Raw genomic sequence first — 15,538 nt, 5'->3', positions numbered from 1 at the left:
AGAAATAATCCCCAAAAAGTAAAAAAAAATGGCGGCTTTTGCCGCGATGAAAATTATTTTGAAGTTAATTTAAATATATCATCAATGCTTAAGGCGACTTGCACTATTCCAGGTTTATCCTTTCTTTTTACACCGACAAACTTGTAAAGCTTACCATCCACATTTCGGGGTTGGAGTTTTTGCACTATTCTATCAACCTTTCCTCTTAATATTTTCCTGAACTCACCGGCCTGCGTGGTTTCATCATCGGGGAATCGGAAACCTAAGCTTTGTTTATCGTTATCGAGAATAATTACCCCATCTTCATCGGTTATGCAGATCTGCGTAACCCCGTAGCTTTTTACTATATCAGGCATTCTTTCAAGGGAAAAACTTTCTTTTGTAAGCCTTTCAGCCACTTCTTCAGCAATTTTTAACAATTTTTCCCCTAAGAGTTCGTCGAAACCCTTTGTAAAAACCTCGAAGTTTTCAACAGAATTTTTAAGATTTTTTACCTGATTAAAGTTTTCTAACAGGTAATCTTTTTGCTTTTCAAGGATTTCTTCTACGTTTTTTATTGAATCGGTGATAACCGATGAAAAGTTTGAGACGTCCTGAATATTTTCCGCCATTTGCTCGGTAGCTTGAGTTTGGGACAATATATTTTCAGATATGTTTTTAATTATGCCTTCAATCGTTGTGATTACTTGAGTTATATTGGAAAGGCTTTTTTTGGCTTTATCTGTAGTGGATTTTTGTCTGTCAACCTTTTTGAGGCTTTGTTCGAATACTTCGGAGGATTTTTGAATATAAGATTGAATATCATTTACTAATTTAACAATTTCCTTTGAAAATTTTGATGTTTCATCGGCAAGCTTTTTTATCTCCTCTGCAACTACCGCAAAACCTTTTCCCGCAGCTCCTGCCCTTGCGGCTTCGATGGAGGCATTTAAGGATAAGAGGTTTATCTGTGAAGATATTTCGTTAATGTTATCGGAAACGGACGAAATTTTCCCCAGAAGGTCTTTTAAGCCCATAATTTCTTTAGATATGTGAAGTATTTCCCTGCCCTGCTCTTCAATTATTGATACGGCATCTTCAATGGACTTCAGGCTTATTTCTAAATCCGAAGCGGCGTTTTTTGAGGTGTCTAAAGCCATCGACGAGTAAGAGGCTATTTCGTTTATACTTCCATAAAGTTCTTCGGAAATGGCGGCGCTGTTGACTATCCTGTCATTTATATCCATTACATTTTTTAAAAAACGGGAAAGGATGTCATTTAAATTTTTTATATTATCTTCAAGCTTTTTGGAAGAAGTATTTATGTTTGTAGAACCTGCAGCTATCTCTGCGGAATTTTTTAAAATATGGTATATTATATTCTGTAAATATTTCTGTAATGATCTTAAAGAAGGAAATAGCTTTTCCACATTTTTTTCGATGCTGTCAAAAAGGGATTCGCTCTTTGAATATGATTCTAAAATTTTATTGGATTTTTCGACGGTCTTCGTCAATATGTAAATTTTAGAAAACAGGTATATTATTACTGCGATTAAAAACATGGTCAAAAATGATAAAAAGATAAGCAAGGTTTTTCACACCCCCAAAAATTTCCGTTTAAATTTTCAATATTCGACAAAATTTCTGGTTTTCCTTTGTATAAAGTACATATATATTTTTTTGAAATATTGTAATAAGTCGTTTTGAAAAAATTTTATTGGAAGAAATGGAAGAGCTGATTGAAAAAAGCGAAAAACAAAAAGGGAATATTCAAATTTTGATAAAGGGTGAGGGTTTTGAAAATAAAAGTTTTTCCTGAAGATTTCATTGTAAAGGAATTGGCAGATATAAAATATAAAAAGGGTGGAAAGTATAAGATTTACCTTTTAATAAAAAAACACTGGAATACCATGGATGCTCTGAAGTTCATATCTATAGAAAATAATGTTCCCTTAGAAAAAATAGGAAGTGGTGGGAGAAAGGATAGGCACGCCTTAACTTTTCAGTATATTTCAGTCCCGAGGGAATACGATTTGACCTTTGAAAGGGAAAACGTTATCTTGGAGTTTGTGGGTTTTTCGGATGATTTTGTTTCACCGAGGGTATTAAAAGGCAACTATTTTGAAATAACCTTGAGGAAGATTGAGGAAAAGGATAAAGATAAGATTGTAACAAGGTTGAACGAAATAAAGGAGTGGGGTTATCCCAATTTTTTTGATGACCAGCGTTTTGGGAGTGTAGAAAATGAGGAGGAATTTATTGCAGAAAAAATCCTAAAAAAACATTATAATGGGGCTTTGAAGCTTTATTTTACGGTAACCCATCCGGAAGATAAAAAGGAGGAAAAGGAAAGAAAACAAGAAATTAAAAGGCTTTGGGGAGATTTTGAAGCCGTTCTTCCCTTCTGCAGGACAAAGGTCGAAAGGGATATAATAAAAATACTTTTAAAAGGCAAAAGTAAAGAAAACATGGTAAAAGCGCTTAACACCATTCCAAAAGAGGAGCTTTCAATGTTTTTTTCCGCATATCAAAGCTATCTTTGGAATAAAACCCTGCTTTTAATTCTTCCCAAGTATGCAGAGGATTTATATAGAGTAAAGGGGAAAATAATGGACTATTTAATATACAAGAAAATAGATGATATCAAAAAGTTCAAAGATATTAGAAATATGGAAATACCTACCGTTTCTTATAAAATTCCCAAGGTAGACGAAAATGTTAATAAGGCGATAGAGGAGGTATTAAAGGAGAGGGGTGTTACTTCATCGGATTTTAATTTAAAAAAGATAAGGAAGTCTTTTTTTAAATCCTTTATGAGGAAAGCAGTTGTATTTCCGGAAAATTTATTTTTTACTTCCTTTGAAAAAGACGAGTTTTATGAAGGATATGAAAAAATCAAAATAAAATTTATTCTTCCTCCTGGTTCCTTTGCTACAATGCTTGTGAAATCCCTTTCAATAGAATAAAAAATCCTTCCTTTTATTTCATAGTTTTTTATAAAGCTTATAAGTGCTAAAATAGATGTATAATAGAATGGTTCGGGAAGGACAAAAATATATGAGAAAAGAGAACAATAATACTGTTGTAATTTTTCTTATCCTCTTTTTTATTTTTTTAGGACTTTTAACGGGTTTTTTATTAGCTTTTTCAGGAAGTAAAGCCATAAAACAAACCCTTTCTCAAAGTAGTAATAGCAATAATCCCCCTGCAAAAATAAATGAGGATGTCAAAGGGGAAAGTTACGAAGAGTGTTATTCCGGTGAAGTTAATACTTTAATTTATTATCGACTTTTTCCTGAAAGGAAGCATTTTACAATAGAAGAAGAAAAAGAAAAAAACATTAATAAAAAACACAGCAAAGTTAAAGGTAAAACAGCCTATCTTACTTTTGACGACGGTCCCAGCAAAAACACGGAAAAAATATTGGAGATACTTAAAAAGGAAAATATAAAGGCAACCTTTTTCGTTGTAGGTTATAAGGAAAACGAGAATACGGTTATAAAAAAAATTTATGAAGAAGGGCATTCCTTAGGCAACCACACCTTTAGCCATAGGTATGATGTAATATATTCGTCTGTGGATGCTTTTATGAGCGATATAAAAAGACAGGAGGATTTGATTTTCAATCTAACAGGGGTAAGGCCTAAGATTATTAGATTCCCGGGGGGGTCTAAAAACTCGGTCAGCCTTAAGGAAGGCTCGCAGGGGATAATGGATGAAATTAAAAAAAGGCTGAAAGAGGAAGGCTATCATTATATAGATTGGAATGTGGTAACGGGAGATGCAACAATGCCCTATCCCGATAAAAAAGCAATGCTGGAAAATTTAAAGAGGGGATTAAAAAATAAAAAGATAGCAGTTGTACTTCTTCATGATACCGATTCAAAAAGTTTAACCATTGAAATTTTGCCGGAAATTATTGAAATAATAAGAAGTGAAGGCTTCAAATTCGATGTAATTGACGAAAAAAATATGGAATTTATCGAAAATTATGTAAGGCAGCGTTAAAAGCTGCTTTTTTTATTTTACTTTTTTTATGGTATTATATGGATTTGAAGTGCTATAATATTAAAAAGGCTTTTTATTAATTGAGGTGAGAAAATGTTTTTAATACGTGAGTTCAAGTTCGATGCGGCTCACAACCTGACCTCCTATAAAGGAAAATGCGAAAGGCTTCACGGGCATACTTACAAATTGGTTGTAAAACTACAAGGTGAGCCGGATAATGAAGGGATGATAATAGACTTTGTTGAGCTGAAAAGGATTGTTGAAGAGAAGGTCTTAAAAAAATTTGACCACAGCTATATTAATGAAATTATTCCCCAGCCTACTGCGGAAAATATAGCTGAGTATATTTTTAAGGAACTTTCCGAGGCTTTGAAAAGGGAAAACTGCTCCCTTTATGAAGTGGAAGTTTGGGAAACAGAAAGCTGTGGGGTAATTTACAGGGGTGAAAAGAGTTGCAGCTAAAGGATGTGCAGTCGGAAAAAGACGAAAGGATGGTGCCTTTAAAAAAGGTAGGGATAAAGGGTTTAAAATGGCCTTTGAAGGTTCAGGACAAAAAAAGGGGATATCAGTTTACTATAGCTGACATAACCATTTCAGCTGATTTGCATCGAGATTTAAGAGGAACCCATATGAGCAGATTTGTCGAGGTTTTAAAAAACTTTGAAATTTTAAGCTCAAAAGGAATAGAGGATATTTTGGTAGAGATAAAGGAAAAGCTTCATGCGGATTCTGCCCATATAGAGCTTTTAATCCCGTATTTTATATGGAAAGAATCACCTGTTACAAAAAGCGAATCTCCTTTGGAGATTTGTGCTAAAATTTATGCGGAACTTTCTGATAGCTATAAGATTTATACCGGTGTGAAAGTTCCTATACATACCCTTTGCCCATGCTCTAAGGAGATAAGTGCTCAGGGAGCTCACAATCAGAGAGCTGAAGTTGAAATCATAACAAGGTCTAAGAAGATGATATGGTTTGAGGACCTTATAGATATTGCAGAAAAGAGCGCGAGCTGCCCCATATATACTTTGCTGAAAAGGCCCGATGAAAAATATGTTACTGAAAAAGCCTTTAGTAATCCCAAATTTGTAGAGGATGTTACGAGGGATGTAGCTTTGCTTTTAGAAGAAGATTCTCGTATAGAATGGTACAGGGTGGAAGTCACCAGTTTCGAAAGCATACACAATCATCAGGCTTTTGCCTGTGTAGAAAAGGGGTGGATGTGTTGTGATAATGGAGATAACACTAAAATATCTGAGGAAGGAAATGAATAGGGTAGGAGTTCATCCTTCTTCCTTCCCGATTTTCGAAAAAAAGGAAAGGATAATACCCTTAAAGCTTTTTGATATACCTTTCCCTGCTGCGAATATTATTAAACAGGAGATGCTGTCCCTTGGAGGAGATGCAGCTGTCCATAAAAATGTAATCGATGGAAAGGTGGAAAAGTCCGATATTATATTGCTTGGGACTAAAAAACATTATGAATTCCTCATTGACAAGCTAAATAAAATGCCTTTCTTTGGCCTTCTTGAGACAAAAAAAGAGATTGAGGAGTTTTTTAACAAAAAAAGAGTTGATATAATCTTAAGCCCGTGGGGCAGAAAGATTTATTTTAATGATACTTTAATAATGGGAATAATAAACGTCACCCCTGATTCCTTTTATGCGGATTCAAGGAAGGAAACTATTGAGGAAGTTTTATCTGTTGCAAATAAAATGATTGAAGAAGGGGCAGATATATTAGATATTGGAGGCCTTTCTACAAGGCCGGGTTCGGATGCCGTTGACGAGGAGGAGGAAATAAGGAGGGTAATTCCTGCTCTAAAAGCAATAAGGGAAAATTTCCCGAGGGTATTCATATCCGTGGATACTTACCGAGCACAAGTGGCACAAAAGGCTTTGGAAAGCGGGGCGGATATGGTAAACGACATAAGCGGTTTTTCCTTTGATGATAAAATCTTAAATGTTGTTGCCGAAGCGAAAGCTCCTTATGTGCTCATGCACATTAAAGGGACGCCAAAGGACATGCAGAAAAATCCCTATTATGAAGATGTTATAAATGAAATAATTGGATATTTTTATGAAAAGATACAAATAGCAGCTGAAAAAGGTGTTGATCCGGAAAAAATAATTTTAGACCCGGGAATAGGGTTTGGGAAAAGGTACGAAGACAATTTGGAGATTATATCAAGGGTTAAGGAATTAAAGAGCCTTAAGAAGCCCTTGCTTATAGGCCATTCAAGGAAAAGTTTTATCGGCAAAGCTTTAGATGGTGCTACCCCTGAAGAAAGGCTGGAAGGTACCCTTGCGGTTACTGCAATGTGCGTCCTGAATGATGTAGAAATAATAAGGGTGCATGATGTTAGGGAAAATAAAAGGGTGGTAAAGATGCTGGAGGCGGTAAAATGGCAGATGTATTCATCGCTCTCGGAAGCAACATAGGTGATAGAGAAGGAAATATTAAAACAGCAATAGAAAAGATAAAGGAAAAGGGAATTGAAATTGTAAAAATTTCGGACATTATTGAAACCGAGCCTTACGGGTATAAGGAGCAGCCGAGTTTTTTAAATGCCGTCCTTTGGGCAAAAACCTCTCTTACTCCTCGTGAATTGTTAAGTATACTTCAGGGCATCGAAAAGGAAATGGGCAGGGAAAAAAAGTTTAAATGGGGACCGAGAAACATCGACCTTGATATAGTTTTTTACGATGACCTTGTTATAAACGAAGAAGGTTTAAAAATACCCCACCCCGATGCTCATAACAGGGTTTTTGTAATGGGGCCGATAGCCCAAATCGCTCCTGATTTTATCCATCCAGTTTTGAAAACACCGGTAAAGGAAATTTTTGAGAGATTATCAAAAATGTAGAAAAATTTAGGAGGTTGATTCTATTGTCGAATATTGTAATTATTACTGACACCTCGTGCGACCTACCGGAAGATGTTTTAAAGGATCTACCTATAATACGTTTGAAGATGCCCGTTTCTTTAAAAGACAATCCCGATCAGGACATCTCCGATCTAAACATTAAAGATTTTTACGAAAAAATGAGGAAAGGGGAAATAATGCCTGTAACCTCGCAGGTTCCAGTAAATGTTTTTATGAACTGTTTTGAAGATATACGAAAGGAAGGCAAAAAGGGTATTGTGCTAGGCCTGTCTTCAAAACTGACCGGTAGCTACCAGTCAGCTTTACTTGCAAAGGAAACCGTTAAAGCGGAGCATGTAAATGTTATAGATACTAAATGTGCAAGCCTCGGCACGGGCCTTGTGGTTTTAAAAGCTGCAAAAATGGCACAAGAGGGCAGGGATTTTGACGAAATTTCCCGGGAAATAGAATTTTATGCCCATCATATGGAACATATTTTTACAGTGGACGACTTAGAATTTCTGAAAAGGGGGGGTAGAATTTCAGGAGCACAGGCTTTTATAGGAGGGCTTTTAAATATTAAACCCATTTTGCATATGGTTGACGGAGCTATATTCCCCTTAGAAAAGGTGAGGGGTAAGAAAAATGTTGTAAAAAGAATGGTTGAGATTGCTGCAGAAAGAGGAAAAAATTTGGAGAATCAATTTATAGGCATAAGCCATGGGGATAATGAAGAATTGGCCCTGGAACTTGCCGATGCTATGAAAAAGGAATTTAATATAAAAGAAATAATAATTTCGTGGATAGGCCCTGTAATCGGAGCCCATTCAGGTCCTGGTACGGTGGCACTGTTTTTCCAGAACGCTTAACAAAACATTCTTAAGATAGAGGAGGTATATTATGATAATTAAGTTTAAAGATAAAAAGCCCAATATACACAACACTGCCTTTGTTGCCGAATCGGCTGATTTGATAGGGGATGTGACGGTAGAAGAAAATGCAAGCATATGGTTTAGGGCAGTTTTAAGAGGGGACATAAATTATATTAAAGTTGGGAAGAATTCTAATATACAGGACGGGTGCGTGCTTCACGTTACAGAGAATAATCCCTGTGTTATTGGAGATAACGTTACAGTGGGGCATAACGCCATTCTCCACGGATGTACTGTTAAAGATGGGGCCTTAATAGGCATGGGAGCAATTGTTTTGGATGGGGCGGAAATAGGAGAAGAAGCCCTGGTGGCAGCAGGGGCCCTTGTCCCGAGCGGCAAGGTTATTCCAGCGAGGAGCCTTGTTATCGGTTCACCTGCTAAGGTTGTAACAGAACTTACAGAGGAATACCTGAACTCAATAAGAAAAAACACCAAGGATTATGTAGTTCTTGCGAAAATTTTCTTGACAGGAGAAAACCTGTATTGATAAAATGAAGATGTCAGATGTCAGACAACTTAAAAGCTTCAGAAAGGGGGTTCTAAAACTCTAATTTTTAAATAAAATGTTTACGAAATAGGAGGGTAAAACATGAAAATGAAGAAATTTATAGCTTTGATGCTTGTGGTTTTGATGGCAGCCTTTATTTTCGCAGGCTGTGCAAAAAAAGAAGCTCAACCTCCTCAACAGCAGCAACAGCAACAGCCTGCCGAGTCTAAAAAGATAAAAGTGGGTCTTGTTTTTGACGTAGGTGGAAGAGGAGACCTTTCCTTTAACGACAGCGCATATGCAGGGCTTGAAAGGGCTCAAAAGGATTTCGGAGATAAAATCGAGGTTAAATACTTAGAACCATCACAGGGTGGAGAAAATAGGGAACAGCTTTTAAGGCTTCTTGCAGAAGATGGGTATAATTTAATCTTCGGCGTTGGTTTCATGTTTACTGACCACATCAAAAAGGTTTCACAGGAATTCCCCGATGTGAAATTCGGATTAATTGACGGAAATATAGAAGGACTTGATGAAAAATCCAATGTTGCTTGCTTGCAGTTCAAGGAAGAAGAAGGGTCCTTCTTAGTGGGTGCTGCTGCGGCATTGAAATCTAAGACCGGCAAAATAGGTTTTGTAGGCGGTATGAAGATTCCTTTGATAGAAAAATTTGAAGCCGGTTATATGGCAGGAGCAAAATTTGTCAACCCAAAGGTTGAGATAATTTCTGATTATATAGGTACAACCGGTGATGCTTTCAAGGATCCTGTAAAGGGCAAAGAACTTGCATTAAAGCAGTTTAAAGCTGGAGCAGATGTTGTTTACCATGCTTCTGGTGCTTCTGGCATAGGTGTAATTGAAGCTGCTACGGCAGAGAAAAAATTTGCCATAGGGGTTGACTCCGACCAATCCTTAACAGCTAAGGAAGAACAAAGGCCCTATATACTTACAAGTATGTTAAAGAGGGTAGATGTTGCGGTTTACGACACAATTAAGGATTATGTAGAAGGTAACTTCAAAGGCGGGTACAAGGTATTTGGACTTGCGGAAGACGGTGTTGGTTATGCTGTTAACGATTACAATAAAAACATGATATCTGATATTATCCCAAAACTGGACGAGATTAAAGAAAAAATTGTAAAGGGCGAAATTAAAGTGCCCGCAGACAAAAAGCAATATGAAGAATTTGTAAAAGGTCTAAAATAAAAGGTTACCTGCGGGGTGACGGTAAAGTCACCCCTTTTTAATAATTTTTTAAATTTTTATTTGCGAATGAGGTGAAATCTTGGAAAAGGCGATTGTGCTTAAAAACATTACAAAGCGTTTTCCGGGAATAATTGCTAACGACAATATAAGTTTGGAAGTCAATAAAGGGGAAATTCATGCAATTGTCGGCGAAAATGGGGCGGGCAAGAGCACCCTTATGAAAATTTTATCAGGTCTTTACCAACCTGATGAAGGAGAAATCTATATTTTTGGTAAGAAAGAAAGGATAAATTCTCCCAGCCGTGCAATAGAATTAAAAATCGGAATGGTCCATCAGCACTTTATGCTGGTGGGAAGGTTCAGCGTTTTGGAGAACATCATACTCGGCGCGGAGAGGAAAAAGGGCTTTACTATAGATTGGGAAGAATGCAGGAGAGCTATAGAGGAATTGTGTAGGTTGTACAATTTCTCCGTAGATTTAAATGCGAAAGTGGATGAGATATCGGTAGGCATGGCTCAAAGGGTTGAGATCTTAAAGGTATTGTATCGGGGTGCAGACATACTTGTCCTTGATGAACCAACAGCTGTTCTTGCCCCGCAGGAAGTAAAAGAACTATTCCTCAATTTAAGAAGGCTCAAAGAAGAAGGCAAAACAATAATTTTTATAAGCCATAAATTGGACGAGGTTTTAGAGATAGCGGACAAAATAACCGTCTTAAGAAGGGGAAAAGTAGTAGGGACAGTACTCCCAAAAGACGTAAATAAAGAAGAACTTGCCAAAATGATGGTGGGGAAACCCGTATTGTTAAAATTAGACAAGGAAGAGGTCGAAAAGGGAGATGTTATTTTATCTATAGAGAACCTTTTAGTAAAGGATGGGAATGGACGGCCGGTTGTGGAAAATGTAAACATTAATATACGGGGCGGAGAAATATACGGAATTGCCGGTGTGGAAGGGAACGGGCAAAAGGAATTGGCTGAGGCAATAATAGGATTAAGGGATGTTTCAGACGGTGACATTAAAGTGCTCGGAAAGAGCATAAAGGACTTTTCTATTAGGGAAAGAAGGGATTTGGGCGTTGCCTTTATTCCCGAAGACAGGCACAAGCAGGGTCTTGTACTTCCGATGAAGGTTTGGGAAAATGCTGTGTTAGGGCTTCACAGAAAAAAGGAATTTTACAAAGCACCTTCATTAAATGTAAAAAAAGCTGAAAAATTTACACAAGATATGGTAAAGGAGTATAAAGTATCGTTGAGCTCTATTAATCAGGCTATTGAAGGTTTATCGGGAGGGAATCAGCAAAAAGTGATACTGGGGAGAGAGCTTTCGCAAGACCCGGTCTTTGTAATTGCTGCACAACCTACGAGGGGACTTGACATTGGTGCATCCGAGTTTGTTTACAGCCAGCTTTTGAAGCTGAAAAAACAGGGCAAAGCTATTTTGCTAATTTCTGCAGATTTGGACGAAGTGCTTTCCCTTTCCGACAGAGTTGGTGTAATGTACGGCGGCAAAATAGTTGCTGAATTTAGACCTGAAGAAGTATCTTTGGAGGAGATCGGTTTGTACATGCTGGGAGCTCATAAAAAGGCTGGTGAAGCGCCGTGAAGAGAAACTATAAAATATTAGCCTATAAAATTTTATCCCCAATCATTGCAATTTTTTTGGCTGCTTTTTTAAGCTCTTTGGTAATACTTGCCATAGGGAAAAATCCTGTAGAGGTTTTCTACACAATGTTCAGGTTTTCTTTTAGAAGATTAGACAGTGTAGCCATTATCTTGTATAATTCAACGCCTTTAATATTTTCCGGGCTTGCAGTATCCATAGGTTTTAGAATGGGGCTTTTTAATATAGGAATAGAAGGACAGTATTTAATCGGAACATTTCTTGCTGCTCTCGTCGGTTTTTCTTTTAAAGGGCTACCATCTTTTATCCATATTCCCCTTGTGATATTTGCAGGGATAATCGGGGGAATGCTGTGGGCATATATTCCTATTTACTTAAAAATAAAAAGGGGAGTTCACGAAGTTATTAGCACTATTATGTTGAACTATATATCCTACTCCCTTATCCACTATTTGATTTCGGAAGTGTTCATCGATAGGACCCAAAAATTGTTAATAAGGACTCCAAAACTTTTACCTACTGCTCTAATACCAAAACTTCACGGATTTTTATCTTTATTCGGGATTGAACTTCCCAAACACGTTTATTTAAATTGGTTTTTCCCGATAGGAATACTACTTGCAGGCTTTATATATTACCTGCTCTATTATACCCCCTTTGGGTTTGAGCTTCGTTCCGTTGGGCAAAATCCTGATGCTTCAAAGTCAGCAGGTATAAACCCGGAAAACGTTTTCTACAAGGGATTTTTGCTGAGCGGCGCTATCGCAGGATTCGTAGGGCTATCCGATCTTATGGGTTATTTTGGCTATATGGATTTAGATTTCCCAAGAGGTTATGGGTTTGACGGTATAGCTGTTGCCCTTATAGGACAAAACAGCCCCTTTGGAATTATTATAGCTTCAATGCTTTTTGGTTTTTTGAAGAGGGGAGCAGAAGGCATCCAAACCCTGTTAAATGTTCCAATGGATACTATAGTAATTCTGCAGTCTTTGATGATACTTTCAATAGTTATTATAAACAAGGTAATGAGCGACTACATTAAGCGAATAGAAAAGAAAGGGGTGGCCTAAGGTGTTTTTGGCTGAATTGATAGCATCATCCCTGAGGATGGCAGTCCCCATTCTTCTCACCGCAATAGGTGCTGTTTACACGGAAAGGGCAGGGGTAGTAAATATCGGCCTTGAGGGCATGATGATAGTGGGCTCCTTTTGGGGAGCTCTTGGCTCCTATTACTTTGGACCATACATGGGGTTTTTAATAGCAATGGCTGCTGGAGCTGTTTTAGCCTTAATACATGCTATTGCTACCGTTACTTTCAGGGTAGACCAGATAGTGAGCGGCGTAGCATTAAACATTTTGGCATATGGAAGTTCAAGGTTTTTGAGCCAAGCCTTTTTCAAAATGGCTACAACCACACCCCATGTAAACGGGCTTTTTAAAATAAAGCTGCCCTTTTTGGGGGATACTTCACCCATCATAATCTTAGCACTTGTTTTGGTGCCCTTAGCTGGTTTTATTCTTGAAAAGACAGTTTTTGGCTTAAGGCTTCGCTCGGTAGGGGAAAATCCCTTGGCTGCAGATACTCTTGGCATAAACGTGTTTAAGATGAAATACGCAGGAGTTATAATAAGCGGCGTTTTGGCAGGGCTTTCTGGTGCTTACTTAGCTTTGGAGCATACGGGAATGTATGTGGAAGGAATGACCCAAGGCAAAGGCTTTATTGCTCTTGCTGCGATGATTTTTGGCAACTGGACTCCTCAGGGAGCGCTGTGGGCTTCATTACTTTTTGGTTTTGCAGAAAGTTTGAGCTTTAGGGTTGTGCAGAATGCGATAATACCCTATCAGTTTATTAAAATGATACCTTACGTTTTAACCTTAGCCGTACTTGCAGGAGTTGTAAGAAAATCCACTCCACCTGCTGCCGATGGAGTGCCTTATGAGAGGGGAACGAAATAGAATTTTCAAGGAGGGTCGTTATGGACATTAAATTGAATGTCATTCAATTAATGTCTCCCCTTCACGGGAAGGAAAAGGTTAAAGAAAGCCTTTCAAAGACCTATGAATTTTTTAATGATAATTTTGATCCGGTATATATCGAGTATGAGGATATTAATGAAAAGTGGGAACCTATAAAAGGAGCCTTGACAGTTGTCTGGGTTATGACTGGAGGGACGGAAGAAAAGTTTAGAACTATTTATGACTTCCTTCCAAAGCCTGTTATTCTCCTTGCGGAAAATATAAATAATTCTTTAGCGGCTTCTCTGGAAATTCTATCATATATAAGTGAATATAAAAAGGATAAAGCCTATTTATTATACGGTGACAAAAGTTTTGTATTGGATAAAATGAAAAGGCTTTCTAAAATAGCAGAAACCTTGGCAAAAATTGAAGCTTCAAACATTGGAAGTATTGGAGGACCTTCGGAATGGCTTATTTCAAGTCATATAAATTATACTGAGGTAAAAAAACGGTGGGGGATTAATATAGTAGATATAAGCATGGATGAACTTTACTACACTTTAAAAAACGTAACTGATGATTACGATGGATATTTCGAAAGAGCTTTAAGAAAAGTAGAACCAGATGATTCAGAAATAAAAAAAGCCCATTGGGTATATGTAGCACTGAAATCCTTAGCAGAAAAATATAGATTAGATGCCTTAACTTTAAAATGTTTTGACCTGCTTATGAAATTTAAAACAACGGGATGCCTTGCACTATCTAGGTTATCCGATGAAGGCATTATTGCCGGGTGCGAAGGGGATTTGCCGTCGACCTTTACCATGTTTTTTGCCAATCTTTTAACGGGAGAAATACCTTTTATGGCAAATCCTTCATCCATAGACAAAAATAAAAACACCATAATTTTTGCTCATTGCACTGTGCCCACAAGAGCGGTAAAGAATTATGTTTTGCGTTCCCATTTTGAATCAGGTATAGGAGTCGGTATTGGAGGAGAATTTGATAAAGGCCCAGTAACTATTTTAAAATTCGGGGGGGAAGACCTTTCTAAAATTTCCTTTGCAAAGGGAAGGATATTGGACAATCCTCAAAGTGAATTTCGTTGCAGGACTCAAATAGAAGTATTTTTAGAAAAAGATGTGGAAGATTTTGTATCAAGTACATTGGGTAATCATCAGATAATTATATCGGGGGATTATGTTGATTATATAAAAGATTTGATATACTTTAAGGATATAAGTGTATAATTATAATATAATAAAATTACAAATTTTAAAGGGGTTGCGGTGTTTGTGGGTTATCCTGCTAAATATGAATACGCACTAAAAAAAATTAAAGAAATGATAGAAAAAGGAGAGATAAAAGAGGGCAGCAGATTGCCTTCGGAAATAGAATTTTCAAAAAGCTTAGGGGTAAGCCGGGCAACTTTACGGGAAGCCCTTAGGATTTTGGAAGACGAAGGCTATGTAAAAAGATACCACGGGGTGGGTACATTTATTACAAAACCACGTATAATAAAAAGCGGAATGGAAGAGTTGATAAGCATAACAAAGCTTATCGAAAAGCAGGGTATGAAGCCAGGCACAAAAGACGTGGTAATTGAAAGGGTGAAACCTACAGAGAAAGAGGCTACTTTAATGAACATACCTGCCGATGAAGATATTTACAAGGTTCAAAGGGTAAGGACTGCGGACGGTGTACCGGTACTTTATTGCATAGACAGAATTCCAGTGAGGTATGCAAAAAAGGAGTTTAACTTTAACAAAGAATCCCTTTTTGAGTACCTTCAGGAGGATTTAGGTATATTTATCGCTTATGCGGTTTCTGACATAGTGCCCGTCAAAGCAAAGATAAAAAATGTGTATAAAAAGCTAGATTTAAAATCGGGGTCCGAAGTTCTCCTTTTACTCGAGCAGCTTCATTTTGATGATAAGAACAATCCCATATTTTATTCCTCCAATTATTTTTCACCCGAAAAGTTCAGGTTTTATATAGTAAGAAAGAGGGTATAAAATGATAGGGATTAACGATTTAAACACAAAAGAAAGGGAGTTGGTTTTAGAGGCCATAAGAGCAAAAAATAATGCCTATGCTCCCTATTCAAAATTCAAAGTAGGTGCCGCAGTGTCGACTAAGAACGGCAAGGTCTATAATGGCTGCAACATTGAAAACGCTTCCTTCGGACTAACCGTGTGTGCTGAAAGAGTAGCCCTTTTTAAAGCCTATTCGGAAGGGGAAAGGGAAATTGATGTGATAGCGGTAACGGCGGATGTGGATGAGCCTGTTTCACCCTGCGGTGCATGCAGACAGGTGATTTTGGAGTTGGCAAAAGGAGCAAGGATTTTACTCTCAAACAAAGACGGGTCAAAAATATTAGCCACAAAACCGGAAGAACTTTTGCCTTACGGCTTTGTTCTATAATGAGTGAATTGCGATGATCAGAGAAGCAGATGAAATACCGATTTTAGGGCATTCA

The 15,538-nt window shown here is 37.4% G+C and carries 16 protein-coding genes; 15 read left to right on the top strand and 1 reads right to left on the bottom strand.

Annotated features, from left to right (window positions below; genetic code table 11):
• Positions 1-53 precede the first annotated feature (53 nt).
• Positions 54-1,568: a methyl-accepting chemotaxis protein gene (locus ACPLVF_RS06810; protein ID WP_424907085.1), complete on the bottom strand. Its 1,515-nt coding sequence runs from the start codon at positions 1,566-1,568 to the stop codon at positions 54-56.
• A gap of 207 nt (positions 1,569-1,775) precedes the next feature.
• On the opposite strand from ACPLVF_RS06810, the gene truD reads away from it, so the two are divergent.
• From truD to cdd, 15 genes are all read left to right on the top strand, one after another.
• Positions 1,776-2,945, top strand: coding sequence for a tRNA pseudouridine(13) synthase TruD (truD, locus tag ACPLVF_RS06805; protein ID WP_424907084.1), 1,170 nt, complete (start codon positions 1,776-1,778; stop codon positions 2,943-2,945).
• A 91-nt stretch (positions 2,946-3,036) separates the two neighbouring features.
• Positions 3,037-3,987, top strand: coding sequence for a polysaccharide deacetylase family protein (locus tag ACPLVF_RS06800; RefSeq protein ID WP_424907083.1), 951 nt, complete (start codon positions 3,037-3,039; stop codon positions 3,985-3,987).
• A gap of 93 nt (positions 3,988-4,080) precedes the next feature.
• Positions 4,081-4,449 carry a 6-carboxytetrahydropterin synthase QueD gene (gene queD, locus ACPLVF_RS06795; RefSeq protein ID WP_424907082.1) on the top strand — a complete coding sequence of 123 codons (369 nt, stop codon included), beginning with the start codon at positions 4,081-4,083 and terminating at the stop codon, positions 4,447-4,449.
• The gene (gene folE2 / locus ACPLVF_RS06790; RefSeq protein WP_424907081.1) at positions 4,440-5,261 is read left to right on the top strand and encodes a GTP cyclohydrolase FolE2; all 822 of its coding nucleotides are present in this window, start codon (positions 4,440-4,442) and stop codon (positions 5,259-5,261) included. The genes queD and folE2 overlap by 10 nt, the downstream gene beginning before the upstream one ends.
• Positions 5,215-6,429: a dihydropteroate synthase gene (gene folP, locus ACPLVF_RS06785; RefSeq protein WP_424907080.1), complete on the top strand. Its 1,215-nt coding sequence runs from the start codon at positions 5,215-5,217 to the stop codon at positions 6,427-6,429. Before folE2 ends, folP begins: the two co-directional genes overlap by 47 nt.
• Positions 6,393-6,854, top strand: coding sequence for a 2-amino-4-hydroxy-6-hydroxymethyldihydropteridine diphosphokinase (gene folK / locus ACPLVF_RS06780; RefSeq protein ID WP_424907079.1), 462 nt, complete (start codon positions 6,393-6,395; stop codon positions 6,852-6,854). Before folP ends, folK begins: the two co-directional genes overlap by 37 nt.
• A 23-nt stretch (positions 6,855-6,877) precedes the next feature.
• Positions 6,878-7,723, top strand: coding sequence for a DegV family protein (locus ACPLVF_RS06775; RefSeq protein ID WP_424907078.1), 846 nt, complete (start codon positions 6,878-6,880; stop codon positions 7,721-7,723).
• 31 nt (positions 7,724-7,754) lie between these two features.
• Complete coding sequence (locus ACPLVF_RS06770; protein ID WP_424907077.1) at positions 7,755-8,273, top strand: gamma carbonic anhydrase family protein; 519 nt, start codon at positions 7,755-7,757, stop codon at positions 8,271-8,273.
• A 102-nt stretch (positions 8,274-8,375) separates the two neighbouring features.
• Entirely contained in the window at positions 8,376-9,476 is a 1,101-nt protein-coding gene (locus ACPLVF_RS06765) for a BMP family lipoprotein (protein ID WP_424907076.1), read from the top strand.
• Between the two features lie 79 nt (positions 9,477-9,555).
• A complete protein-coding gene (locus ACPLVF_RS06760) occupies positions 9,556-11,082 on the top strand; it encodes an ABC transporter ATP-binding protein (protein WP_424907075.1) in 1,527 nt (508 codons plus the stop codon).
• Positions 11,079-12,170, top strand: coding sequence for an ABC transporter permease (locus ACPLVF_RS06755; protein WP_424907074.1), 1,092 nt, complete (start codon positions 11,079-11,081; stop codon positions 12,168-12,170). Before ACPLVF_RS06760 ends, ACPLVF_RS06755 begins: the two co-directional genes overlap by 4 nt.
• A gap of 1 nt (position 12,171) precedes the next feature.
• Entirely contained in the window at positions 12,172-13,056 is an 885-nt protein-coding gene (locus ACPLVF_RS06750) for an ABC transporter permease (RefSeq protein ID WP_424907073.1), read from the top strand.
• Positions 13,057-13,076: 20 nt separating this feature from the next.
• Positions 13,077-14,309, top strand: a complete 1,233-nt coding sequence (locus ACPLVF_RS06745; protein WP_424907072.1) for a fucose isomerase — start codon at positions 13,077-13,079, stop codon at positions 14,307-14,309.
• Positions 14,310-14,354: 45 nt separating this feature from the next.
• Positions 14,355-15,074, top strand: coding sequence for a GntR family transcriptional regulator (locus tag ACPLVF_RS06740; RefSeq protein ID WP_424907071.1), 720 nt, complete (start codon positions 14,355-14,357; stop codon positions 15,072-15,074).
• Between the two features lies 1 nt (position 15,075).
• Positions 15,076-15,483, top strand: coding sequence for a cytidine deaminase (cdd, locus tag ACPLVF_RS06735; RefSeq protein WP_424907070.1), 408 nt, complete (start codon positions 15,076-15,078; stop codon positions 15,481-15,483).
• The last annotated feature ends 55 nt before the right edge of the window (positions 15,484-15,538 follow it).

This window comes from Thermovenabulum sp., assembly GCF_049701175.1.
Classification (GTDB): domain Bacteria; phylum Bacillota; class Thermosediminibacteria; order Thermosediminibacterales; family Thermosediminibacteraceae; genus Thermovenabulum.
The sequence above is the reverse complement of the archived record's forward strand: the minus strand, read 5'-3'. Positions and strand labels throughout refer to the sequence as shown.